The 24,101-nt window shown below is 46.1% G+C and carries 21 protein-coding genes; 15 read left to right on the top strand and 6 right to left on the bottom strand.

What is annotated here, in order from left to right; all coding sequences use genetic code 11:
• Nucleotides 1–14 precede the first annotated feature (14 nt).
• Nucleotides 15–1,424: a mannose-1-phosphate guanylyltransferase/mannose-6-phosphate isomerase gene (locus MADE_RS07900; protein WP_012518093.1), complete on the top strand. Its 1,410-nt coding sequence runs from the start codon at nucleotides 15–17 to the stop codon at nucleotides 1,422–1,424.
• A gap of 134 nt (nucleotides 1,425–1,558) precedes the next feature.
• On the opposite strand, the gene rplT is transcribed toward MADE_RS07900, so the two are convergent.
• The 4 genes from rplT to thrS all read right to left on the bottom strand — a co-directional run bounded on the left by rplT (nucleotide 1,559) and on the right by thrS (nucleotide 4,814).
• Complete coding sequence (gene rplT, locus MADE_RS07895) at nucleotides 1,559–1,915, bottom strand: 50S ribosomal protein L20 (RefSeq protein WP_012518092.1); 357 nt, start codon at nucleotides 1,913–1,915, stop codon at nucleotides 1,559–1,561.
• Between the two features lie 18 nt (nucleotides 1,916–1,933).
• The gene (gene rpmI, locus MADE_RS07890) at nucleotides 1,934–2,131 is read right to left on the bottom strand and encodes a 50S ribosomal protein L35 (RefSeq protein WP_012518091.1); all 198 of its coding nucleotides are present in this window, start codon (nucleotides 2,129–2,131) and stop codon (nucleotides 1,934–1,936) included.
• 118 nt (nucleotides 2,132–2,249) lie between these two features.
• Nucleotides 2,250–2,789 carry a translation initiation factor IF-3 gene (gene infC / locus MADE_RS07885; protein WP_071951277.1) on the bottom strand — a complete coding sequence of 180 codons (540 nt, stop codon included), beginning with the start codon at nucleotides 2,787–2,789 and terminating at the stop codon, nucleotides 2,250–2,252.
• A gap of 108 nt (nucleotides 2,790–2,897) precedes the next feature.
• Entirely contained in the window at nucleotides 2,898–4,814 is a 1,917-nt protein-coding gene (gene thrS, locus MADE_RS07880; RefSeq protein WP_012518089.1) for a threonine--tRNA ligase, read from the bottom strand.
• Between the two features lie 459 nt (nucleotides 4,815–5,273).
• On the opposite strand from thrS, the gene MADE_RS07875 reads away from it, so the two are divergent.
• Genes MADE_RS07875 through MADE_RS07865 form a run of 3 tightly spaced genes read left to right on the top strand, consistent with a single transcriptional unit; the run spans nucleotide 5,274 to nucleotide 8,029 of the window.
• Complete coding sequence (locus MADE_RS07875) at nucleotides 5,274–6,158, top strand: fructosamine kinase family protein (protein ID WP_012518088.1); 885 nt, start codon at nucleotides 5,274–5,276, stop codon at nucleotides 6,156–6,158.
• Between the two features lie 51 nt (nucleotides 6,159–6,209).
• Nucleotides 6,210–6,959, top strand: coding sequence for a pteridine reductase (locus MADE_RS07870; protein WP_012518087.1), 750 nt, complete (start codon nucleotides 6,210–6,212; stop codon nucleotides 6,957–6,959).
• Entirely contained in the window at nucleotides 6,956–8,029 is a 1,074-nt protein-coding gene (locus MADE_RS07865; protein ID WP_023559623.1) for a DUF3080 family protein, read from the top strand. Before MADE_RS07870 ends, MADE_RS07865 begins: the two co-directional genes overlap by 4 nt.
• A 6-nt stretch (nucleotides 8,030–8,035) precedes the next feature.
• Here the strand turns inward: MADE_RS07865 and MADE_RS07860 are convergent, their stop codons facing one another.
• Both MADE_RS07860 and MADE_RS07855 read right to left on the bottom strand, forming a co-directional pair.
• Nucleotides 8,036–9,190 (bottom strand): mechanosensitive ion channel family protein, encoded by a 1,155-nt coding sequence (locus MADE_RS07860; RefSeq protein ID WP_012518085.1) that lies wholly within the window; start codon nucleotides 9,188–9,190, stop codon nucleotides 8,036–8,038.
• Nucleotides 9,191–9,244: 54 nt separating this feature from the next.
• Nucleotides 9,245–9,871: a CPBP family intramembrane glutamic endopeptidase gene (locus tag MADE_RS07855; protein WP_012518084.1), complete on the bottom strand. Its 627-nt coding sequence runs from the start codon at nucleotides 9,869–9,871 to the stop codon at nucleotides 9,245–9,247.
• A gap of 414 nt (nucleotides 9,872–10,285) precedes the next feature.
• Here MADE_RS07855 and MADE_RS07850 point away from each other — a divergent pair, with 414 nt between their 5' ends.
• From MADE_RS07850 to MADE_RS20195, 11 genes are all read left to right on the top strand, one after another.
• Nucleotides 10,286–11,119, top strand: coding sequence for a MurR/RpiR family transcriptional regulator (locus MADE_RS07850; RefSeq protein ID WP_012518083.1), 834 nt, complete (start codon nucleotides 10,286–10,288; stop codon nucleotides 11,117–11,119).
• A 153-nt stretch (nucleotides 11,120–11,272) separates the two neighbouring features.
• Nucleotides 11,273–11,836, top strand: coding sequence for a DUF924 family protein (locus tag MADE_RS07845; RefSeq protein WP_012518082.1), 564 nt, complete (start codon nucleotides 11,273–11,275; stop codon nucleotides 11,834–11,836).
• 247 nt (nucleotides 11,837–12,083) lie between these two features.
• Nucleotides 12,084–13,355 (top strand): amidase, encoded by a 1,272-nt coding sequence (locus MADE_RS07840; RefSeq protein ID WP_012518080.1) that lies wholly within the window; start codon nucleotides 12,084–12,086, stop codon nucleotides 13,353–13,355.
• A gap of 119 nt (nucleotides 13,356–13,474) precedes the next feature.
• On the top strand, nucleotides 13,475–15,052 hold the full coding sequence (locus MADE_RS07835; RefSeq protein WP_012518079.1) for a gamma-glutamyltransferase family protein: 1,578 nt from the start codon (nucleotides 13,475–13,477) through the stop codon (nucleotides 15,050–15,052).
• Between the two features lie 70 nt (nucleotides 15,053–15,122).
• Nucleotides 15,123–15,941 (top strand): sulfite exporter TauE/SafE family protein, encoded by an 819-nt coding sequence (locus tag MADE_RS07830; RefSeq protein ID WP_012518078.1) that lies wholly within the window; start codon nucleotides 15,123–15,125, stop codon nucleotides 15,939–15,941.
• A 10-nt stretch (nucleotides 15,942–15,951) separates the two neighbouring features.
• The gene (locus MADE_RS07825; protein ID WP_012518077.1) at nucleotides 15,952–17,232 is read left to right on the top strand and encodes a pyridoxal-phosphate-dependent aminotransferase family protein; all 1,281 of its coding nucleotides are present in this window, start codon (nucleotides 15,952–15,954) and stop codon (nucleotides 17,230–17,232) included.
• Nucleotides 17,225–18,460 (top strand): allantoate amidohydrolase, encoded by a 1,236-nt coding sequence (locus tag MADE_RS07820; protein WP_012518076.1) that lies wholly within the window; start codon nucleotides 17,225–17,227, stop codon nucleotides 18,458–18,460. The genes MADE_RS07825 and MADE_RS07820 overlap by 8 nt, the downstream gene beginning before the upstream one ends.
• Before the next feature lie 118 nt (nucleotides 18,461–18,578).
• Complete coding sequence (locus MADE_RS07815) at nucleotides 18,579–18,944, top strand: AraC family ligand binding domain-containing protein (RefSeq protein ID WP_012518075.1); 366 nt, start codon at nucleotides 18,579–18,581, stop codon at nucleotides 18,942–18,944.
• 508 nt (nucleotides 18,945–19,452) lie between these two features.
• The gene (locus MADE_RS07810) at nucleotides 19,453–21,006 is read left to right on the top strand and encodes a uracil-xanthine permease family protein (protein ID WP_012518074.1); all 1,554 of its coding nucleotides are present in this window, start codon (nucleotides 19,453–19,455) and stop codon (nucleotides 21,004–21,006) included.
• Between the two features lie 243 nt (nucleotides 21,007–21,249).
• The gene (locus MADE_RS07805) at nucleotides 21,250–23,679 is read left to right on the top strand and encodes a TonB-dependent siderophore receptor (protein ID WP_012518073.1); all 2,430 of its coding nucleotides are present in this window, start codon (nucleotides 21,250–21,252) and stop codon (nucleotides 23,677–23,679) included.
• 221 nt (nucleotides 23,680–23,900) lie between these two features.
• A complete protein-coding gene (locus MADE_RS20195; protein WP_012518072.1) occupies nucleotides 23,901–24,074 on the top strand; it encodes a hypothetical protein in 174 nt (57 codons plus the stop codon).
• Nucleotides 24,075–24,101 lie beyond the last annotated feature (27 nt).

The raw sequence follows: 24,101 nt of genomic DNA, 5'->3' as shown, positions 1-24,101 counted from the left end.
AAAGGATATCAACAATGAAACCTGTTGTATTGGCTGGCGGCACTGGAAGTCGCCTTTGGCCTAAGTCACGAGCAGCATTACCAAAGCAGTTTTTGTCGCTAACTTCAGACAGTACAATGTTGCAAGATACCATTACACGCTTAAATGGTACTGATGCTGAAGCGCCTGTTTTTATATGTAACGATGCGCATCGCTTTCTGGTCGCGGAACAGCTTCGAAAAAAGAACATTAAACATGGTGGTATTTTACTAGAGCCTGTTGGTCGAAATACGGCCCCTGCAATAGCACTTGCCGCGTTACACGCAACTAAAAATGGCGAAGATCCTATACTTCTTGTTCTTGCAGCAGACCACCTAATTAAAGACCAGAGCGCATTTCACAGCGCTATTATTAAGGCAGGAGCTTTAGCGAATGAAGGCAAGCTAGTTACGTTCGGAATTGTTCCCGACCAACCACATACTGGCTATGGCTATATAAAAGCTGGAAACGTACTTAATGTTGGTTTTGAAGTAGCTGACTTCGTAGAAAAACCTGAACTGGATACAGCCAAGCAGTATGTTGAATCTGGTGATTTCTTTTGGAATAGCGGTATGTTCATGTTTAAAGCAAGCCGCTATGTTGAAGAATTAAGTAAGTATAACCCAGAAATACTAAAGATCTGCCGTCGCGCCATTGAAACCGAAGCCCCTGATTTAGACTTCATTCGTGTTGATTCTGAAATTTTTGCAACTTGTCCTGACGACTCTATTGACTATGCAGTTATGGAGAAAACTGACAGCGCTGCAATGGTTCCCCTAGATGCAGGTTGGAGTGATGTAGGCAGTTGGACGTCACTTTGGGAAACAGCAAATAAAGATGGCAACGGGAACGTTTGTGTAGGCGATACTATTTTAGAAAATACTAAAAATAGTTATGTAAACGCAGAGCAACGCTTAGTTTCGGTAATTGGTTTAGAAGACGTGATAGTCGTTGAAACGAAAGACGCCGTAATGGTCGCGCACAAAGACGATGCACAGAGCATTAAGAATGTTGTTAATAAACTTAAAGCCGAAAAGCGTCCGGAGTTTGAATTTCATCGCGAAGTTTTCCGCCCTTGGGGTAGCTACGATTCAATTGACAGCGGCGCACGCTTCCAAGTTAAACGTATTACGGTAAAACCAGGTGAAAAGCTATCAGTTCAAATGCATCACCACCGCGCAGAACACTGGATTGTGGTTTCAGGCAGTGCCAATGTCACCATTGATGACAGCACTCAGTTAGTAACAGAGAACGAATCTGTTTATATTCCTATTGGTGCTGTGCACGCGTTAGAAAACCCTGGGAAAATCCCTTTAGAGCTTATAGAGGTGCAATCTGGTGCATATCTTGGAGAAGATGACATAGTGAGGTTTTCAGACCGCTACGGCCGTGTTGAGAAGAAATAAAGCCTCTACGCGCTTTGGAATAAATACTAGCAGGGCTTCGGTCCTGCTTTTTTGTATCTAACCACCAAAAACGAAAAAAGGCGAGCATCCTGCTCGCCTTTTTCCGAAAGAACTTAAACTTAATTAGTTAATAATTAAGCTAATGCGCCTTTAGCCGCTTCGACTAGTGCGCTGAAAGCTGCTTTGTCATGTACTGCGATGTCGGCAAGGATCTTACGATCGATTTCAACAGACGCTTTCTTCAAACCGTTAATGAAACGGCTGTATGACATACCATTTTGACGTGCAGCAGCATTGATACGTGCAATCCATAGTTGACGGAATTGACGCTTGCGCTGACGACGGTCACGGTAAGCATATTGACCAGCTTTAGTTACAGCTTGTACCGCTACGCGATATACACGTGAACGTGCGCCGTAATAACCTTTTGCCTGCTTGAGGACTTTTTTGTGACGAGCACGTGCGATAGTGCCGCGTTTTACTCTAGCCATTAATCAGTCTCCTAAGTCTTATACGTAAGGCAACATGCGCTGAACCAATTTGGTATCAGAGTCATGAACCAGTTTTTTGCCACGAAGGTGACGTTTACGCTTAGAGCTCTTCTTAGTCAGAATGTGACGTAAGTGAGACTGTTTGCTTTTAAAGCGGCCAGAACCCGTTTTCTTGAAACGTTTGGCGGCACCGCTTACAGTTTTCATTTTAGGCATTGCTAAAACTCCGCATTGTTTAATATCGGTATTTTTCGTGTTGCAGTCACTTCATACCGGCTAATGTTTAGCAGCAAGGTGTTTAAGGGTGCAGATTCCTTAAAACTTTAGACCGTTACTACTTCTTATTTGGGGCTAGCACCATGATCATCTGACGGCCTTCCACACGGCGTGGGAAAGACTCGCATGTAGCGATTTCTTCTAAATCCGTTTTAACGCGGTTTAGCAAATCGATACCGATGTCTTGGTGCGCCATTTCACGACCGCGGAAGCGGATCGTAACTTTGGCTTTGTCACCACCTTCAAGAAAGCGACGCAGGTTGCGCAGTTTTACCTGGTAATCGCCTTCATCAGTGCCAGGGCGAAATTTAATCTCCTTGACCTGAATTTGCTTTTGTTTTTTCTTCTGCTCTTTTTGAGCTTTACTTTTTTCGAAGAGGAATTTGCCATAGTCCATAACTTTACAGACTGGCGGCTCGGCATTCGGACTGATTTCTACTAGATCTAGGCTCGCTTCTTCAGCGGTACGCGTAGCTTCTGCTAGCGAAACCACACCAACCTGTTCACCGTCTTTGCCAATTAATCTTACTTCTCTGGCTTTAATCTCATCGTTAATGCGGGCTTTGTCGCCCTGAGCCTTGTTGTTAGCGCCTTTAATGTGCTATTCCTCCAAACATTTAATTCTTTTGTCTGCTTTTAGGTGATTCGTATGAATCTAAAAAATAAAAGCAGACACCTTGATGTGCATTATACACAAAATGCTCAACTATTTAATTGTCTTTTCTACAACTTCTTGTTGAGCCATGGCAATAAAGTCTTCCAGGCCCATTTTGCCTAGGTCATCGCCGCGACGAGAGCGTACTGCTACTTCGCCCGCTTCCATTTCTTTATCGCCCACAACCAGCATATACGGAATACGCTTCAATGTGTGCTCGCGGATTTTAAAGCCGATTTTCTCATTACGCAAGTCAGACTTTGCTCTAAACCCTAAATCTTGCAGTTTTTTTACACAATCTGATGCATAGTCAGCCTGTTTATCGGTAATATTCATTACCACAACTTGCTGAGGTGCCAACCAAAGTGGGAAGAAACCTGCAAATTCTTCGGTCAAAATACCAATGAAGCGCTCTAGTGAACCCAAAATAGCACGGTGAATCATTACCGGTACTTTACGTTCGCCATCTTCAGCCACATAGGTTGAACCCAAACGACCAGGCATTGAGAAATCAAGCTGTACCGTTCCACACTGCCACGCACGGTCTAAGCAGTCGTGCAGCGTAAATTCAATTTTAGGGCCGTAGAACGCGCCTTCACCAGGCTGATAATCGAATTCGATATCGTTGGCTTTAAGTGCCTCTGCAAGCGCCGCTTCTGATTTATCCCAAATCTCGTCAGCACCTACACGCTTTTCAGGGCGAGTAGACAGCTTAACTTTGATATTTTCAAAACCAAATGCCGCGTATGTCTCATACACCATCTTAATACAGCCACTTACCTCTTCTAGGATCTGTTCTTCTGTACAAAAAATATGAGCGTCGTCTTGCGTAAAGCCTCGCACACGCATTAAGCCGTGTAGCGCACCCGATGGCTCATTACGGTGACAGCAGCCAAACTCGGCCATACGAAGCGGTAAATCGCGGTACGATTTCAAACCTTGGTTGAAAATTTGTACGTGGCCCGGGCAGTTCATAGGCTTAACCGCATATTCACGTTTTTCAGATTCGGTGGTGAACATGTTTTCAGCATACTTATCCCAGTGACCTGATTTTTCCCACAAAGAGCGGTCCATCATTAATGGGCCTTTTACTTCGTCGTAGCCATATTCACGCAGCTTTTTACGCACAAAGCTTTCTAGCTCGGTGTAAATAGACCAGCCGTCGTTGTGCCAAAACACCATACCTGGCGCTTCTTCTTGCCAATGGAACAGGTTAAGGGCTTTACCAATTTTGCGGTGGTCGCGCTTTTCCGCTTCTTCTAAGCGCTGTAGGTAAGACTTAAGCTGTTTCTTGTCAGCCCACGCTGTGCCGTAAATACGCTGAAGCATTTTGTTGTCGCTGTCACCACGCCAGTAAGCACCTGCTACCTTCATGAGTTTGAAGTGGTGGCAGAACTTCATGTTCGGTACGTGCGGGCCACGACACATATCGGTGTATTCTTCGTGTTGATAAAGTGCTGGGCGGTCGTCCTTGCTGATGTTTTCATCAAGAATTTCCATTTTGTAGCTTTCACCGCGCGCTTCAAATGCATCGCGGGCTTCCTGCCAGCTAACTTTATTTTTAACCACGTTGTAATTGGTTTTAGCCAGCTCAAGCATGCGCTTTTCTAACTTAGCTAAATCTTCCTGGGTTAGGCTCTCTTCCATATCAACGTCATAGTAAAAACCGTTGTCGATAACTGGGCCGATAGCCATTTTGGTGTTAGGCCAAAGTTGTTTGATAGCGTGGCCTAACAAGTGCGCGCAACTGTGACGAAGAATTTCTAAACCTTCTTCGTCTTTTGCAGTGATAATTTGAAGTTGTGCGTCTGCGTCAATCATGTCAACAGCGTCTACAAGTTCGCCGTTTACTTTCCCCGCAATGGTTGCTTTGGCTAAACCAGGGCCAATATCGTTTGCAACATCTAGTACAGAAACAGGGTTATCGAAAGCGCGTTGGCTTCCATCAGGAAGGGTAATTACAGGCATTTTAATTCCTTTACAGTGGTGACGCCTACTCTGCGCCACATGCATAATCTGATAAATTTAATCGTGCTATTGAGCACTCGAATACAGCGCACTTTCGCCGCGCTATGCATAAAAAATGCGCGGGCTCGGTACAGCAAGTGGTGGATTATAACCAGTGTATGGGCAACTTCAATAATCAAAAGGCTATCTTGGTGCAATTTGTGTCATATTGTTCTTTGCATTTAACATTTTAAGCGTCGAATTCGTGCATTTATGTTTTTTTAACCCATACTTTAGAATAATGCGATTTGGCTTATTAATGCTTTTCTTATGCGCTTTTTATTTGCGCATACGTTCACACGAAGCCAGTTAGTAAGACGTTATCGCGGGTCGGGCACTATCTTTATACCAAAGCGTTTCAAGGGAACGTTTTAAATAGGCGTCTTAATGTAAAGAAATAGACTTAGCAGAGCGTGTGATATGTGGCATTTCATTAGCGAGCATATTTCAGATGAGACCGAGCAATTTTTCAGCTGTCAAAAAGCCGAGCGCGTAAGCGGTGGCGACACCCATGATAGCTATATTATTAAAGACGCTACTCATCGCTATTTCGTGAAAACCAGGCGTTACGACGACACCCAGCAGCTTTCCCATGAGGCGGAAGGATTAAATGCCTTAGCCAATACACAAACGATTGCCACACCTCGCGTCATCTGCCACGGCATTACCGCCAACGAAACCCCAAATATGGAATATTTAGTGCTTTCTCACATTCGGTTTATAGAGCCTAACGCAGATAACTACTTCACATTGGGCGAGCAGTTAGCGTCGCTTCACAAGGTAAACGCCTATACCAGCTACGGCTGGCCCCACGATAATTACATTGGCGCTAGCGTGCAAACTAATGGACGAATGGCTTCATGGGCCGATTTTTTTGCCGAAAGGCGAATTGGCAGCATGCTAGAACGCTTGGCCTCAAACGGACTCTGGAAAAGCGAGGATGGTGATATCGACTCTATCGTTACGCGGGTTCGACACCTTCTTAGTTTACATCAGCCCCACCCTTCTCTGCTTCATGGTGACTTGTGGGCAGGCAATGCAGGGTTTAATTGTAAGGGGCCTATTTTATTCGACCCTGCTGTCTATGTTGGCGATGGCGAAACCGATTTAGCCATGGCTGAATTATTTAACGGTTTTCCCCAATCTTTCTTTGACGGATATAAACAGCACCTACCCATTGAAAAAAATTACCCGTTAAGAAAACCAATTTACCAGCTTTACCATATTTTAAATCACGGGTTATTATTCGGCGCGCACTACATTGCGCAAGCAAAACACATGCTAGATGACATTAACAGAGACTAACCCCCTCACAATACGCCGCATGAGATTTAAAAATAGAGAGCAGCTTTTATTATGACAAATTCAGGCCCTGTCGCACTTATTACCGGGGCAGCAAAGCGCATTGGTGCCGCAATGGCAATGAAATTACACAACGAAGGGTATCGTGTGATTATTCATTACGGGCACTCTGAAAATGACGCACAATCACTTGCCGCTAGGCTTAATCGAAAGCGCGCAAACTCGGCGTTTTGCTTACAAGCAGATTTATGCGATACCCACGCGGTTTCGGCATTAGGCGAAGAAGCCGTAAACGTTTGGGGCAGGCTTGATGTGTTAGTGAATAACGCATCTAGCTTCTACCCGACACCCGTTGGCGATATCACCGAGGAAGACTGGACATCGCTTGTTGGCAGCAATGTGAAAGGCCCGCTGTTTTTGTCGCAAGCACTCGCGCCAGCGCTTAAAAAAAGTAAAGGCTGTATCGTGAATATGGTTGATATGCACATAGACCGCCCTCTCCCCAAACACAGCGTGTACCTGCTGGCAAAATCCGGGCTTGCCTCGTTAACCCAATCTTTAGCGATAGATTTAGCCCCCAATATACGGGTTAATGGCATAGGTCCCGGCGCAATATTGTGGCCAGAGAGAGAAATGGAAGACGCGGAAAAAGATACATTGTTATCCAGCATTCCGTTAGGCGAATTAGGTACGCCTGACGATATTGCGAACGCCCTTTGTTTTTTAATTTCGGCACCGTATATCACAGGGCAAATCATTTTTGTCGATGGTGGTCGTAGCTTACATACGGGGGCATCTGCGTGAACCAACGTTTGCTAAGAGGAGCTTGTCGCATTGGCACAGTGAGCGTGGCTTTCTTAGCGCTGTCTGGCTGCTTTAGCGATAACACCGTTAAGCACAGTATTGAAGACTATGCTGAACGCCTTTCCCGTGTACTCGATACGCCGCTTCCCCCGTCGTTTGACGATAACATAGTACGCCCCCTTCCTACACTTGCCGACTCAGCGTCTCTTAGACATAACATTGAGCCCATAAGTATTAATTTACGGGAATTCTACGCGTTACAAGATTGTGAGCTGGGCACCGTTGTTGCCGAGCGCAACACGTCCTTAGGCAAAAGTCAGCTGCCCTCACAACGGCTAGTTCACGAAAGCAAATTGCTTACGGTGTTAAAAGAATGCGAAGCGGCTCTGCAAAACGAACAAAGCAGTGGTAATGAAAAGCTGGCCGTTACTATTGCGTCATGGCGCAAGCAAAAAACCATAGACTACGCCAAAACTTGGGCGAACCTGATTCAAGGAAGCCAAGAGTTACGTTTGGCACTTAACACCCCTCAACGCTTGTTTTCTGTAGAAAACAACAAAGATTCGCTATCAAGCGTAAACGCCCTCTTTTATTTAACCACCGTTAACAATGCGGCTAACCTTGCCACGCCTATCAATAGCAGTGAATTAGAGAATCAACTTCACATTGTTCGCTCAGGCCGGTTGCCGGCTACGCTCTGGCAAACGCAGCAAACCTTAGCCCATACGCTTTCTGAATTAACGCACATGCTCAGCCCAAAACTTGAAGCGATAAGCTGCCCGGATGGAAGAGCGAGCGATCAAGCCAAGATCCTGCGCAATGTGTTCTATTTATTCTTCATTGAAAAAATTCAGCCCGTGGGAAGTTTAGTTAACCAATACCACTATAAGCTCTCTCCATTGTGGGAAAAATGGCTTAACGAACCTTCGCTGCACAATGAACTGAAGCGCTACATTGAAAACCAAACCCAAGAAGGCTTCGCACAGTACAGCGACGCGATGAAGTCGCACGTAAGCCTATGGCAACAGTTTTTAGGCCGCTGTAACTTATCGCCAGTCGCACCCGGCTAAGTTGCTTTATAAAATATTTTCACCGGCCTCGGGGTCTCGAGACTTACGGGCCTGTTCTCTAATCTCATGCGCTTCAGAGGTAACGTCATCCGCTTCGCTGTTTTGTGAGCTATCTGATTGATGCCTTTCGCTGCGCTTTGCATCGCTTTGGGGTTTATGCTGGGTGCGAGTCGCTGCGCCGCCTTCACCATGCTCATCTGTGGCGCGTTTTTCAGGTTCAGGGTGTGCGTCATCAGTGCGGGTAATCGCTAAGCCCTGCGGAAAAATACGCTCTCGCGCATCGTCTGGCATGCTAATATCAGCATCTAAGTACGCTTGGGTAATGTTGCGCATTAAGACAGACGACATTTTTAGTACGCTGGTTTTCTCAACATTCACCCAAAAATATACTTTAACGTTGTAGGTTGACGCCCCTAGCTCATCGATAAGAATTTGTGGCTCTGGGTCGTGCAGCACGTTATCTTGCGCATTAGTCACGTCACGCGCAATTTTTTGTGCATGCTGTATGTCTGAGTCGTAACCCACACCAATCACAAAATGACCGCGCATAAGCGGGTTGGCGGTAAGGTTTTTAATAACGCCCTTGTAAATCGTCGCGTTAGGAATTTGAATGTGATTGCCATCGAAATCAACCAGCGTGGTGGCGCGCGCAGTCACCTTCTGAATAATACCCACGAACTCGTTTATTTGAACAATATCGCCTATTCTAAACGGCCTTTGAATGGTAAGAAGTAAACTTGATATAAAGTTCTCTGCAATATCTCTAAAGGCGAAACCTAAAATAAGCCCCACTACGCCAGTACCGCTCACCACAGCAATTGCAAAGCCTGTTAACCCTGCCAAAAACAGAAATAGATATATGCCAAGTAAGATAAGTATAAGGCTTACGCTGCGCTGAATAACCGAACGTAACAGTGGCGACGCAGTAGTGCGAGTAAAGGGCTTTACCAGCACTTTTGCCACATGAGGGGCTAACAGTATAAACGCCACCATGATAACCGCACCAAGCGCTAACCCGGGTAAACGGTATACAAAACTTTCCCAAAGCGAGGAAAGCAACGATTGCGCGTTCGTGAAGCTTGTTACGCCACCGCCTTCACTGTCTTGCATAAAAGAAGAAGTAAACGAAAGCCAGTGACTGAATTGCGAAGTTGATAACATAACCTAATTCCTTGGTAGTAACATTAACGCTCATGCACGCTGTATGCATAATGCCTACGTAGAAATCACAAGATAAGATCCCAGCCCTATTGTGAATAGAAAACTGCCCCAAATAGCGTGTTCAATCACGACCACAGGGGTCGAGTTAGTTTGCATATATCGATAGCCAAATATTGCGCCCCCTATCCAAGAGACAACAACGGCCACCCAATTCCCATAAACCAAATGAGCAAGACCAAACAAAAAAGTTTTTAGGCCCCATCGTGCGTACTTAGACGGCAAAATGCGTTTGTAGCGGTGGAAAAAATAAGTGCGAAAGATAATTTCTTGCGGGATCACAGACACAATGGGATAAATTAATAGGGTTGCCACCCACATCCAAGGTTGGTTCATTGGCCAATGTAAAAATAGCGCTGGCTTGAGAAAATAAACCACCAGCGCAAGTAAACTCGCCCACGGCAAAAATAGCCTAAGCGTGCGTTTTAAATGAATTCGGTAATCGTCCCAATGCCACAACTTTATACGTTTAAATTGTTTATCTGCTAACAGTACCGCTAAGCAGAAAAGCCCCATTACGCCCAAAATAGGCATGAGGTAACTTGCGAAATGCTTTATCCAGTACAGCACAACAAAGGGAACTGCTACAAATAGCAAAATCAGTTCAGACCACAGCTTTGCCACAACACACCTCTTGTTTTACCCATGCTTGTTTTACCCTTGCCTGTTGTTCCATTTATGCATTAGATTCTCGCCCTAATGCCCTGAACAACACGTTCATTACCATCCGATGACGGTTTTATGAATATTGCTACTATTATGAAAGTGTAGTGCCAATGTGCGCCCTTCGAACGACTAATTCGGTGCTACTTTCGCCTAACGAGCTGCAGCTATAAGTAAGCCATTCATTTCTATTTAGTTTTGTTTACACCAAGAGAATCACTGCGCAGAAAAGACGTTTGAAAAAGGCGTTTAACAGGCGGTTTGTGAATATCAGAAACGATGAAATATGAAAAAGCGAGAGGGTGAGTTCAGGTAGTGTTTGTATAACGCACAAAAGTCGTGAAATAATTGCACAAGATGTATAAGGCGAAACTAATGACAAAAAATAGCCCTAGCGACGTTTTACAACAAATTGAAAAACACTATGCTTCGTTGTCTCCATCGGGCAAATCGATTGCGCACTATATTCAACAAAACCCCATCGCTGTGCTTAGTCAATCTACCTCACTCATTGCCGAGAAAACGGGTACATCAAAAGCCACGGTTAGCCGTTTCTTTCGCCAGCTGGGTTTCGACTCGCACCAACAGGCGAAAGACGCGTTGGTGCAATTACGGGAACAAGGTGTACCTGTCGTTAGCCCTTCAAGCGGCGTTCTTCAGCATGAAAGTGATAGCAAAAATTTAGCTAATACGTTTGCAAGTACGTCTTCAGAAGCATTGACCGAAGTGGCTAAGCTGCTTGCTTCGGCAGGCCAAATTACCTTAATAGGGTTTAGAAACGCCTACCCTATTGCGCTTCACTTCAGGCAACAGTTAAAACAGATTCGCACGTCGGTACGCGTTTTACCGCAACCCGGGCAAACCTTAAGTGAAGATATCATTGACCTTGGGGAGAACGATGTAGTGGTGCTATTTGGGTTTCGCCGCAGAACCCGACAGTTCAAGTATGTCTTAAACAGCATAAAACAGTGTAAAACCGTATTGGTTACCGACCCTACCGGTCAAGGCTACCGCCAAAGCGTTGATCATTTGCTGGTTACACACATTGGTAGCGACTCGCCGTTTGATAGTTATGCAGCCCCCATGAGCCTTGTCGCGTCGCTGTGTAATTTAACTTACGAAGCATTGGGTAGCGCCGCGGCAGACCGGGTAGACGCCATTACCGAGATTTATATTCAAATGGATGAGCTAGAAAGTCCTAAACGCTAACGCTTCCAATCGTACGCTTTTTAAGCAATACTATAAACGTAAGTAGCAGATAACAGCTATTATGCAAGTAAAAATGGAACTTTTTCAGGAAAAAGTAGGTATAAGTATAAATTATTTTTATTTTACTGCTTTTGACATGCTGTTGGAGTAGATATGGATAAGACGCAAGTAGTCATGGAAGAAGCTAACGGGGTGTTAGCATTTTGGTTTGGTGAGCTTTCACCTGAACAGTGGTTTGAAGAAGATCCTGCGCTGGATAAAACGATCGCGTCGCAATTTTCTGAACTTCGATTAGCTGCAACAAGAGGCGAACTATGGCCATGGCGTGCCACAGCAACAGGCCGCCTTGCAGAAATCATTCTTTTAGATCAGTTCTCTCGCAATATTTTTCGCAACCACGCTGATGCATTCAGTGCCGATAGTATTGCGCTGGTGTTAGCCCAAGAGGCAGTCAGCGTAGAAGCAGATAAGGTGTTAACCCCGCAGCAACGCGCATTTATGTATATGCCTTTCATGCATAGTGAATCACTTGCCATTCACGATGTCGCAATGGAACTGTTTTCTCAAGAAGGGCTCGAGCGTGAATTTTCTTTTGAAAAGCGCCACCAAAAGGTGATTGAAACGTTTGGCCGCTACCCACATAGAAATCATTTGTTAGGGCGCGAGTCGACGGCACAAGAAATCGCCTTCCTTAAAAGTAATCCTCAAGGCTTTTAGCGGCTATTGCCCCCGCAAAACCGCGGCTATTGTGGCGCTGTTTGTTGCGGCTTCACATAAGTTCGTTCGTATTTTTCAATTACCGCTATACGACTTCTTAATGCTTGCCCTTTTGCTCTCCGGTTTTTTGCTTTTCTGCTTTTCTGAAAAGCAACGCTTGTTTCTTCTTGACATTACAATGAAACAATTGTTTCATGTTGTGTAGGCATAAATGAATAAATAAAGAACGAAAAATAAGAATTGCGCTGTGAGCTCACCTTTTGTAATCAAGCCCTGCGACAAGCATTTTGAGCAGGCAATTGAAAATTTAAATACCTACCTTGGTGACAGTTACAGCCCAGACGTAAGCGCTCATTCTAAAAAGAGCCATGCAGAAAGGCGCCTTGATAACGGCCAAGATATAAACACTTCACTTAAGGGCCTTGGTCTAGCGGTGAAAGATTTGTTTCATATAAAAGGTTTGCCCACGGCGGCAGGTAACCCCGACTGGCAGGCAACACACGACATACCTCAAGCAACGAATACCTGTGTAGCTACCATGCTAAACGCTGGCGCGAGTTTTAAAGGAAAAACCATTACCGACGAACTCGCCTACAGTTTGCATGGACAAAACAAGCATTATGCGCCATTAGTAAACCCGGTTGCACCTGCACATATTCCTGGCGGCTCGTCGTCTGGCTCTGCGGTAGCGGTAAGTGCCCATCTTGCCGATATTGGGCTTGGAACCGATACAGGCGGGTCGATACGCGTGCCTGCTAGCTATCAAGGGTTATGGGGGCTTCGCACTACGCATGGCCTTCTACCGTGCGACAACATGGTAGCATTAGCCCCTTCTTTCGACACCATTGGGTGGATGACGAGAGATCTCGATACGCTTCAGAAAGTCGCGCACACATGTATAGATAATACAAAGCAGAGCACCATTAAAGCAAACCCTTGCTTCGGTATAGCCACCCCTTTATTTGCAAACACGGCACATAGTTCGGTATGTAATAAATGGTTAACCGAACTTGCTGATAACAACCGTTGTGTTGCGCTAACAGAAGAACAGTTAGATCTTTTTAAACTGCAAACCGCCGCTACATTTCGAATTCTGCAGGGCAGTGAAATTTGGCAGCAACACGGCGAGTGGATTGAGACAGTTCAGCCAGATATTGCGAAAGACATTATGTTGCGCTTAGCATGGTGCAAGACCATAACAACGCAAGACGTCACCCTTGCTAAAGCACAACAAAAAGTGGTGATTGACCACATCAATGCGCTATTTAATGACTTTGACGTATTGGTTATTCCCACAACACCCGGTGTCGCACCCCGATGCGATGCCGACGAGACAACATTGGCAAACGATAGAAACGCGCTACTTGCACTTACTGCAATAGCAGGGCTAGCGGGCTTGCCCCAGCTACATTTGCCATTGTTTACCCTACACAATGCCCCCTGCGGCTTATCGCTTGTGGGCAAAAAAGGCAACGATCTTGCACTTCTTGCGTTAGCTAAAACGCTAACCACTGGCTGATGGTTTAGGCGCACAAAAAACTGCGCCTCCACTATTTAGCAGCAAGCAGAAGGAAGAAACAACGCTACCCTATTGCATAATAGGCCCTGGCCGTTGCTGAATTTTCGGAGGATATAACAATGAGTGAAAAACCGAACATCGCGTTTACTGCGCCCCATTATGCTGCATCACAAGTGGGTTTAAACATTTTAGAGAAAGGCGGCACGGCCATTGAAGCTATGGTGGCGGCAGCGGCATCAATTGCCGTTGAGTACCCGCACATGAATGGTATGGGCGGTGATGGCTTTTGGCTTATCAGCGAACCGGGCAAAAGCCCTGTTGGTATCGATGCGTCTGGTGTTGCCGCAAAAGGCGCGACGCCGTCGTTTTACGAAGGCTTTGATGCAATTCCAAGCAGAGGCGGAAAGTCGGCGCTAACCATGGCCGGCGCAGTAGCGGGGTGGCAGAAAGCCTTAGAGATAAGCCATTCTTGGCAAAGCGGGCTGCCGCTAAGTACGCTGTTTGATACCGCCATCAGCCAAGCTAACTGGGGGATAGAAGTTACCCAAAGCCTGGTTGACGCAAGCAATAAAACTTTCGAGGAACTCAGTAGCGACGAAAACTTTGCCCAGTTTTTAATAAAGGGCAAAGCCCTTAAAAAAGGTAAAATTTTAAAGCTTACTAAACTGTCTGAAACCTTGAAGCATTTGGCTGATAAAGGCTTGGATGACTTTTATCACGGCGAACTTGCCACACAACTCGCTGAAGATTTAGAAGCGGCAGGCTCCCCTATTCGCTTAGAAGATTTCAAAAATTACGAAGCAAAATTAGTAGAGCCGCTATCGGTGTCTACCAGTAAAGGTAAGCTTTATAACTTACCGGCGCCCACGCAAGGGGTGGCGTCGCTGATTATTTTGGCGCTGTACGACAAAGTTCAACACTTAGGCAGTACCGATGCCGACATGGTGCACCTACTCATTGAGTGTACAAAGCAAGCCTTTATTACTCGTAACGCTAACGTGACCGACCCGTCGCGCACACCGGTGAGCTTACAAAGCCTATTAAGCGACGACGCGCTTGAAGAAATGGTCAAGAACATCTCGTTAGACAAAGCCTTGCCATGGCCACATGAAGCAAAACACGGCGACACCATTTGGATGGGCTGCTGTGACTCAGAAGGTCGCATGGTGAGCTATATTCAGTCCCTTTACTGGGAATTTGGCTCCGGCGTAGTAAGCCCACAAACCGGTATTGTTTGGAATAACCGCGGCACGTCGTTCTCACTTGACCCAAGCAGCAATCAATACCTAGCACCTGGTTTAAAGCCGTTTCACACGCTAAACCCAGCTTTTGCAGAGCTTATTGATGGCCGCCGAATGAGTTACGGCACCATGGGCGGTGAAGGACAACCGCAAACCCAAGCCGCTCTATTTGCGCGTCACATTTATCACGGCCAACCTATTGCAAAAGCGATTTCGTTAGGACGCTGGTTGCTTGGCAGAACGTGGGGCGATCAGAGCCACAACTTAAAAGCCGAGCGCGACTTGGTTGAATACGTAGGTGATAGTTTGCTAGCCCGCGGTCACGACATGGTTACGGTAGACCCATGCAACGAACTGATGGGCCATGCCGGCGCCATCATTCGCGACACTGAAGGAACGGTTAACGGTGCCAGCGATCCGCGCAGCGACGGTAAGGCTTTCTTTGGTCACCGTTAATTCACTTAACGCTTTGCTATTAACTTAAGTTACACATTTAAATTAATCACTTAGAAGAGTTATAAATTACATGCAGTTTTTAATGGATAACCTTACGGTTATATTGTCTTTAATAGGTACGGGCGTTTTCGCGGGTTTACTCGCGGGAATGCTGGGCGTAGGCGGCGGCATTGTGATAGTGCCCGTGCTGTTCTTTTTATTTCAAGCCCTTGGCGTATCGCCTGAAAGCGCGATGGTCATTGCCACAGCAACGTCGCTGGCTACTATTGTCCCCACTTCGGTAAGCTCTATTCGTGCCCACCACGCTAAAGGCAACGTGGATTTTGCCTTACTCAAAGCGTGGGCTGTATTCATATTAATTGGCGTACTTGCTGGCAGCTATCTGGTTACCGTGGTTAACCCTACTTTCCTGACCTTACTGTTTGGCATTATTGCTACGCTTTCTGCAATTAACATGCTTATAGGTAAAAAAGACGCCCTATTTAATGGTTTGCCAGGCCGTGTGGGTCAATCGGTAATGGCAAGCTGTATTGGCTTATTTAGCTCTATGGTGGGTATTGGCGGTGGAACGCTAACCGTACCTACACTGACTTTTTGTAACTACCCAGCACATAAAGCAGTGGGTACTGCAGCGGCAGTAGGCTTAATTATTTCCCTTCCTGCAGCGCTAACCTTACTGTTTGTGGGAGCAACTCCCGCCGACGCCCCGTTTGCAACCTACGGCTACGTAAACCTGCTTGGCTTTGCTTGCATAGTGCCGCTTACCGTGCTGTTTGCTCCCATTGGCGCAGGCATTGCCAACAAGCTTGATGCAGGCTTGCTTAAGAAAATCTTCGCTGTTGTTCTTATCATCACTGGCTTGCGCATGTTAGCGCAAGTCCTTATCTAGGAGTGCCCTAATGTCTCACGAAATGTTTAACGCAAATTCTAACGGGGCTTTGGCACCACTCTCTCCACCGCCGCGTTTGCTAATGGGCCCTGGTCCTATCAACTGCTATCCGCGCGTTTTAAGCGCCATGTCTACGCAGCTAGTAGGCCAGTACGACCCGGTAATGACCGGCTATATGAATGAGGTAATGCAGCTTTACCGGGATGTTTTTAACACCCAAAACCAACAGACGTTTTTGGTTGACGGCACTTCGCGGGCTGGCATTGAAGCCGTACTCGTCTCGGCCATAGAGCCAGGCGATAAAGTACTTGTTCCTATTTTTGGTCGTTTTGGGCATTTGCTTGCTGAAATTGCCGAACGCGCCGATGCCGAGGTACACACTATCGAAGTACCTTGGGGTGAAGTCTTTTCACCAGCGCAAATTGAAGCGGCAATTAAAGAAGTAAAACCGAAGTTACTGGCTATTGTGCAGGGCGATACGTCGACCACCATGCTTCAACCGCTCAAAGACATAGGCGCAATATGTGAGGCTCACGACGTATTGTTCTACTGCGATGCCACCGCATCTATCGGCGGTAATCCTCTTGATGTTGATGCGTGGAAGTTAGACGCAGTTTCCGTTGGCCTGCAAAAGTGTTTAGGCGGCCCGTCTGGCAGTGCGCCTATTACCCTTAGCGATAAATTCGTAAAGATGGTACGCACGCGCCATCACGTTGAGGCGGGTATTCGCGATGCCCATCACGAAGCGGCCCGAGGCCCCAAAATTCGCTCGAATTATTTTGATTTACCTATGATCATGGATTATTGGGGTGAAGAGCGTTTAAACCATCACACAGAAGCTGCCAGCATGCTGTATTGCGCTAGAGAATGCGCACGCTTACATTTAGAAGAAGGTCAGCAGAATGTTATAGCTCGCCATAAAGTGGCTGGCGATGCCATGCTTGCCGGCATTCAAGCCATGGGCCTTGCGCCTTTTGGCGACTTAAACCACAAAATGTATAACGTGGTGGGAGTACATATTCCAGAGGGCGTTAAAGGTGAAGCCGTTCGAGAAACGCTGCTTATGCGGTTCAATATTGAAATTGGCACCAGCTTCGGCCCCCTTAAAGGCAAAATATGGCGTATTGGCACCATGGGCTATAACGCGCGTGAAGATGCTGTACTTCACACTTTACAATCTCTGGAAACCGTATTGCGAATGCAAGGGTTTAATGCGCCTGCAGGCAAAGGGGTAGATGCGGCATTAACGGTGTATGCAGAAGCTAAAGCGGCAGGAGTGGCGGATGCGTGAATTCGCTGAACTAGCCACTCAGGTTATGGCACGGTGTGAAACCTTGGGCACCTTAAGCCAAGATCCCACCTGTTTAGACAGGCGCTACTTAACCGAACAACACAGGTTAACGAACCAACTTGCATCCGGTTGGATGATTGAAGCAGGCATGACGACCTGGCAAGACGCGGTGGGAAATATTTGGGGGCGCTACACATCTAGCGTGCCCAATGCACCGCGATTAATCTTGGGCAGCCACTTAGATACCGTACCAAATGGTGGTAAATACGACGGCATGCTGGGTGTTATTGCAGCTATTTCACTGGTAGCCATGTTTGACGGCACCCAAACTAAATTCCCATTTAACATTGATATCGTTGGCTTTTGTGATGAGGAAGGCACGCGGTTTGGCACAACACTATTAGGCAGCCGCGCGCTTACTGGTAAGTGGCAAGACCAATGGCGCTTCCTTAAAGATGAAAACGGCATGAGTTTAGAGCAAGCCATGACGGATTTTGGCCTGAGCTTTGATGCCGTTAACAGCGCCGCTATTTCCCGTACCGATATTTTGGGCTACTTAGAACTGCATATTGAACAAGGCCCCGTTTTAGAGCAAGAAAACTTACCTGTGGGTGTAGTAAGTGCAATAGCGGGCGCGAAGCGCTTTAATTTTACGGTTGAAGGCATGGCAGGTCACGCCGGTACGGTACCTATGTCCATGCGAAAAGATGCGCTATGTGCAAGTGCAGAAATGCTGTTAGCCGTTGAAGCTATAAGCCTGCAGCGCCCTGGCGTAGTCGCTACCGTTGGTAAAATTGAAAATGCCCCTAATGGTGTCAATGTTATTTCGGGTCGCACCCGTTTTTCACTCGATATTCGAAGTGAAGACAATGACTTGCGCGATTCTGTGTTGGCAGAAATTTTGCAAAAATTCGATGACATTGCAAAAGCACGACAAATTACGCTTAGCCGTGAGCAAACGCATAGCGCTCCCGCGGTTCACTGCGACCCGCACTTAAAGCAAGCCTTGATTCGCGGGGTTGAAGAAAGTGAAATATTGCCACGGGTATTAGCTTCTGGAGCAGGTCATGATGCCATGGCAATTGCAGATATTTGCCCTGTAGCAATGCTATTTACCCGCTGCAAAGGCGGTATTAGCCATCACCCTGCTGAGTCTATCACTCTCGATGACGTCGCGGCGAGTTTGTCAGTGCTTTATAAAACAATTAGCAAGTTGCAACACGCTTAGCATTTGTAACAAACGTGCGCCAACGTCAGCGTATTTCAAGGCAAAGGCCTTTTATCGCGAGAGCGTTCCGCTCTCTTTCTTCTTAAGATAAAACCACGATAGTTTTGAAGGGTGAATAATGAAAATAACAAGGATTTACAACGATGAAGTGGGAAAAAGTCACTTCGGCGAAGTGGATATTGCGCTAAAGGACGGCGGGCCGATTGGTATGCTTTCAGAAAAGTTTGGCGCGGATAAAATCATTTTCCGAGAAACGCCTGCCGACTATGACTTTAAATGGCACCCAGCCCCAGCACGCCAGTTGCTATTTATCATTAAAGGGCGCGCAGAGTTTACCGTATCTAACGGTGAGCGCCATGTATTTGGTGCAGGCGACGTCCTACTTTTGGAAGATACCGAAGGTGAAGGCCACTGCTCGCGGGCTATGTACAATGAAGTGCGCCACTCGATTTTTGTCACGCTGGACGAAGGCGTTACGCTTTAGCAATAAATGCCCAACTCACGTTAATAAATGCGCTAATTTAGCGCATTTTTTTGTTTAGGCACCAAAATGGGGCTTAGACATTCTCCGAACATTTCAACCCACGTAAATAGCACATAAAAAGCAAGCCAAAACAGACAGTTAGAAATCACAAAACAAACAGACCAGTTGGTCAACATCTTGCAGTTCATGGATATACTTTATTTACCTATCTCCGGCCATGTTATTTGCTTTACCACCCTTACGTTTTTTACCGCTGTGCTTTTCATGCCTGCATAGCCTTGTTGCCACGCGTGTCGTTGATAGAAATGCTAACGCTTGGTTCAAAAGGGGTATGGGCTCACAAAGCGCATCGCAAACGTGTCGAGTTCTCCGCCAGCAAGCGTGGATACTTACGGCCGAGGTCCCGTCTTTCAAAAAAACAAACGCACTTCACTTCTTCTACAGTGCTTTATTAATAAGTGCTTTGTCTACAAGTGCTTTTACTGTCTGCGTGAAATAAGGAATAACCATGTCTTCTGGTAACAGCGAGTTAATTTACGATTTACACGATAGCCCGGCATTTCTCCCATCACTTACCGCGGCGTTTCAGCACTTGTTAGCCAGTTTTGTAGGCGTAATTACACCAACACTTATCGTCACATCGTCATTAGGGTTAAGCGAGTATACTCCCTATTTGATTAGCATGGCTTTGTTTGTAAGCGGCGTGGGTACGGCAATTCAAACCAAGCGAATTGGGCCTGTGGGCAGTGGCCTTGTTGCTATTCAAGGTACTAGCTTCGCGTTTATCAGCGCATTGATTTTGGCCGGTAGTCAGGTGAAAGCAAATGGTGGCACGCCTGAAGATATCCTAGCCCTGCTATTTGGCTTAACGATGGCAGGTGCGTCAGTTGAAATTGTATTCAGCTTGTTTGTAAACCGCTTAAAGCGAATTATCACACCACTGACCACAGGTATCGTTATTACCGCAATAGGTCTCAGTTTAATTAACGTGGGCATGACAGACCTTGCCGGCGGCTTTAATGCTTCAGATTTTGCCAGTACCGACAACTTAATCGTCGGGCTAGGTGTATTACTAATCATTGTTTTTCTGAACGCGTCATCAAATCATTGGCTTCGCTTAAGCGCCATTTTTATCGGCATGGCAATAGGTGCCACCTATATTGCCTTTACTAAAGGGCTAGATTTTAGCGGTTTATCTTCATTGTCTATCGTCGCTATTCCCACGCCATTTGCTTTTGGTATTGCCTTTGATATCAACTTATTTTTGCCTATTGCGCTTATTTACTTATTCAGCGCTATAGAAACGGCTGGCGACCTCACCGCCAACAGCCTTTTCTGTAAGCAGCCAGTCACCGGGCCTGTGTATTTACGTCGCATTAAAGGCGGCATTTTGGGTGACGGCGTAAATTCATTGCTTGCTGGCATATTCAACACTTTTCCCAATACCACATTTGGGCAGAACAACGGCGTGATCCAGTTAACGGGGATCGCGAGCCGTAAAGTAGGCTTTTTTGTCGCTGGGCTATTTGTGTTTATTGGCTGCTTTCCAGTGGTAGGCGGCGTGCTTCAAGCTATTCCTAAACCGGTGTTAGGCGGTGCAACCTTGGTTATGTTTGCCATGGTGGCCGTAGGCGGATTGAAGCTACTTGCAAGTTATGCCCTAGATAGACGCAGTAGTTTGGTAACGGCCTGCGCTTTGGGCATGGCCATAGGTGTAATGATGGTGCCTCAGGCACTAGCTGAACTCCCAAATTGGCTTGAAAATATTTTGCTTTCTCCAGTGACTTCGGCAGGGCTTACCGCTGTCATACTAGATTTAACCTTACCCGGTAGAACGTCACACAAATCAAAAAGTGAAACGCCATCTGAAAACCAGTTACAAAATGCCAAACGCGAGAAGGCGACACGCCAAGGTAAACAAAGCTCGAACGCTTTCCATGCAGATAATACGGGCTTTGAGGTTAACAACGCCCGCGATGTTCCTAAACCTATAACAGCCATACTGGGCACTCACCATCGTCAAGATGCAGCCTTTTCCCTTTATAGTGCAAAAACACGATAAAAATCACCGTAAAAGTGCATAAATTAGAAAAACCTTAACTATTTACATAAAAATAACAATATAAGAACAACATTATATTTTTTTATCCCTATAATTCAGCAGCTTAAGAGCAGGTTAAAAGTTGACCAACTGGTTAAGTAGTTGGCACTCATCCTGCTAACCCTCTTGCATACAGCAAGGCGCAATAGAAATGTTGCGTTGATAAAGCCCTAAAAAAGGGCAACTAAAAATAACGAGGAAACCATGAAAAACACTACATTCAAATTATCTCCTCTAGCAAAAGCGTTTGCGATGACTACCGCAGTGGCACTGTCATCTCAAGCATTTGCGCAAGAAGAGACAGAGGTTAAAGAAAAAGATGTCGAAAAGATTCAGGTAACTGGGTCGCTAGGCAGCTTACCAGGCCAAGACGTTGAGTCTGTCTTCGGCTTTGGTAAATCTATTCTGGAAACACCGCGTTCAGCATCCACTATTTCTCAAGAGCAAATGGAGCGTTTCAACGTTTCTGATATTGATGAATTGGTCGCATTCGCACCTGGTACATTCACCCAGTCATTCTTTGGTGTAGCCGGTTCACTTGACGTGCGTGGTACACCGGGTGAAACATACTTTCGCGGTGTAAAGCGCCTTGATAACCCAGGCAACTACCCTACCCCTATTGGCGCATCAAGCCGAATTGATATTGTTCGAGGCCCAGCATCACCTATTTATGGTCCGTCTAAAATTGGCGGCTACCTAAACTTCAACCCCAAATCTGCTCGCGCATCTGGTGGGCAATATTTAGATGCCCCTACCGGTGCCCTTTCTTATACCACAGGTTCATGGGATAAAAGCATTCTAACCGCCGAAGTTGGCGGCCCAGCAAGCGTTGCTGGTAAAGAGATGGGCTATTATATATACGGTGAGCTAGAGAACTCAGATAGCTATTACGATAATACGCAAACCGATCAAACCGTGCTTCAAGCCTCTTTCAACGTAGATATCACAGACAACTTACGCTTTGAGTTTGGCGGTATGTACCATGACTACGATGGCAACCAAGTAGCTGGCTGGAACCGTTTAACGCAAGAACTAGTGGATGACGGCACTTACATTACAGGTACAGCGCAACCGCTAGATACCGACGGCGATGGCCAAATTAGTCACGAAGAATACGGCGCAATAAACATTGCCGGCGAAAGCTTTTTCTACGTTCCAGCATCGAGCTTTACCGACGATGAAGCTACAGCATTAATGCAACTGGAAAATGTAGGAACCACTACTCTTAGCGGTAACCAAGTTCTGGTTGCTCCGGACGATCAGCTAGGTAACGAAGCCATCACGCTATACTTCGACACCATTTACTACACGGATAACTGGGAAATTCGCAACCAGCTTTTCTATGATGCATACGACAATATCAATGAAAATGCCTATGGATTCTCTCAGTTCCACGATAGTTGGGTGGTAGAAGACAAGCTTATTTTTGCCACAGAATATGAAAACGACGGCTTACTCGCTCAGTTCCAATTCTCGCCATCAGTACGTTACACGGATTTTGAGCACGGTGATGATTTTACTTATGAGTACTTTAACCGTCGCGACCTAACGATGCCATCTTCTGCGCTGGACCGTCGCCTATTGTCTACCCGTTCAGGCAAAAACTACGACAACTATGACGTGGGCAACTACTTAGATTTGGGCGTTGCCGCGATGACCGATTTAACATGGGATTGGGGCTTAAACCTTGTTCTTGGTGTACGTTATGACACCATTGATATTGAGTCCACCTCGCGTCAAGACCTTATATTGCCAAGTGCTCGCATTGAAGGTAACGAGGGTACACCAGTTTCTGCAGAAGAAACCGTCGACGGATGGTCGTGGAACGCAAGTATTTCATACGAATTTGAATTTGGTTTAATTCCATACATCACTGCGGCAGAGCAGGCAACATTGGTAGCTGGACAAGGTGCTGAGATAGGCGTAGGTCAGCTGGGTGATGGTAGTGCTTTCGATACCTCTGAACTGATTGAGTTTGGTGTTAAAGGTTCACTATTAGATGACACGCTATACTTCGCACTGTCATCATTTGAACAAGAGCGTACTGACTTTAACGCACAAAATACGGTTACTAACAACACCACTAACAATAAAGGTACCGAGTTTGAGCTTCGCTGGGTAGTGAACGACAACTTGGTTGTGTCGGCGGGTTATACCAATATCAAAGTTATTAACCTAACGGCGCTTGAAAACGGTAATCAGTTTGGTTTCTTAGGTGCTGAAGACTTAGTTAACCTTGAAGATCCGTCTCTGATCTTTGGCGGTAACGTGATTGGCCTTAACCTAATAGGCGAAGGCTTCAACAATACTGACGGCCGTAAAGCGGGTATCCCTGAGAATATCTACACGCTAACAGCCACTTATGATTTTCAAAATGGCTATGCTGCTAACGTGAGCGTGGTAGATGTAGAAGAAGTAGCGTCAGGGTTCTCGGCTGCAGTTACCTTACCTGCTTACACGCTTGTAAATGCGGGATTGTCATATCAGGCAGAAGACTGGGCGTTTAACCTAACGGTTAAAAACTTAACGGATGAGCGTTATTTCCGTTCTAACTTCCCTGACCTGTTCGGTAGCCAAATTGTGCTTCCTGAATTACCGCGTCACTTCAACGCGAAATTCACTTACACCTTCTAGGTAGCCAATGCTGTTAAGGTTGTCGTGCGTAGCATAGACGTTAGCGCGACAACCACTGACAGTTTGTCTCCTCACTTTTACTAGAGAGCCCAGCACACTGTCTGAAGGTCACTTCGGTGCTTGGCTCTTTTTTAGGATTTCTTTCCATGCACATTGCTTCATAAAAACTTTTTACTTTCCTCAATACGCTTCTTATTTTACGTACTGCGAATTATTTTACGATGCAACCGCCAAGCTTAAGCGCTGCAGATAATCTTAAACTTGAAAGTTCGGGCGATGGCTATGCGGCGATGAATGCAGCTATTCAAGCAGCATATCGCGTGGGTTCTCAGGTAACAGATTATATCGTTAAACACTGGAATGAATTACAACATTCAACTCGTAAGGCACGCTAAAAGCAAAAGCCGCTTATTGGCAATAAC

The organism is Alteromonas mediterranea DE (assembly GCF_000020585.3).
In the GTDB taxonomy this organism is placed as follows: Bacteria; Pseudomonadota; Gammaproteobacteria; order Enterobacterales; family Alteromonadaceae; genus Alteromonas; species Alteromonas mediterranea.
The sequence above is the reverse complement of the archived record's forward strand: the minus strand, read 5'-3'. Positions and strand labels throughout refer to the sequence as shown.

Bases quoted from the DNA above. Each gene is read 5' to 3' on its own strand.
- MADE_RS07860 (WP_012518085.1), bottom strand. From the start codon at position 9,190: ATGTTATCAACTTCGCAATTCAGTCACTGGCTTTCGTTTACTTCTTCT.
- rpmI (WP_012518091.1), bottom strand. From the start codon at position 2,131: ATGCCTAAAATGAAAACTGTAAGCGGTGCCGCCAAACGTTTCAAGAAA.
- MADE_RS07900 (WP_012518093.1), top strand. From the start codon at position 15: ATGAAACCTGTTGTATTGGCTGGCGGCACTGGAAGTCGCCTTTGGCCT.
- rplT (WP_012518092.1), bottom strand. From the start codon at position 1,915: ATGGCTAGAGTAAAACGCGGCACTATCGCACGTGCTCGTCACAAAAAA.
- MADE_RS07870 (WP_012518087.1), top strand. From the start codon at position 6,210: ATGACAAATTCAGGCCCTGTCGCACTTATTACCGGGGCAGCAAAGCGC.
- MADE_RS07820 (WP_012518076.1), top strand. From the start codon at position 17,225: ATGCGTGAATTCGCTGAACTAGCCACTCAGGTTATGGCACGGTGTGAA.
- MADE_RS07845 (WP_012518082.1), top strand. From the start codon at position 11,273: ATGGATAAGACGCAAGTAGTCATGGAAGAAGCTAACGGGGTGTTAGCA.
- MADE_RS20195 (WP_012518072.1), top strand. From the start codon at position 23,901: ATGCAACCGCCAAGCTTAAGCGCTGCAGATAATCTTAAACTTGAAAGT.
- MADE_RS07825 (WP_012518077.1), top strand. From the start codon at position 15,952: ATGTCTCACGAAATGTTTAACGCAAATTCTAACGGGGCTTTGGCACCA.
- MADE_RS07835 (WP_012518079.1), top strand. From the start codon at position 13,475: ATGAGTGAAAAACCGAACATCGCGTTTACTGCGCCCCATTATGCTGCA.
- thrS (WP_012518089.1), bottom strand. From the start codon at position 4,814: ATGCCTGTAATTACCCTTCCTGATGGAAGCCAACGCGCTTTCGATAAC.
- MADE_RS07850 (WP_012518083.1), top strand. From the start codon at position 10,286: ATGACAAAAAATAGCCCTAGCGACGTTTTACAACAAATTGAAAAACAC.
- MADE_RS07875 (WP_012518088.1), top strand. From the start codon at position 5,274: ATGTGGCATTTCATTAGCGAGCATATTTCAGATGAGACCGAGCAATTT.
- MADE_RS07810 (WP_012518074.1), top strand. From the start codon at position 19,453: ATGTCTTCTGGTAACAGCGAGTTAATTTACGATTTACACGATAGCCCG.
- MADE_RS07805 (WP_012518073.1), top strand. From the start codon at position 21,250: ATGAAAAACACTACATTCAAATTATCTCCTCTAGCAAAAGCGTTTGCG.
- MADE_RS07815 (WP_012518075.1), top strand. From the start codon at position 18,579: ATGAAAATAACAAGGATTTACAACGATGAAGTGGGAAAAAGTCACTTC.
- MADE_RS07830 (WP_012518078.1), top strand. From the start codon at position 15,123: ATGCAGTTTTTAATGGATAACCTTACGGTTATATTGTCTTTAATAGGT.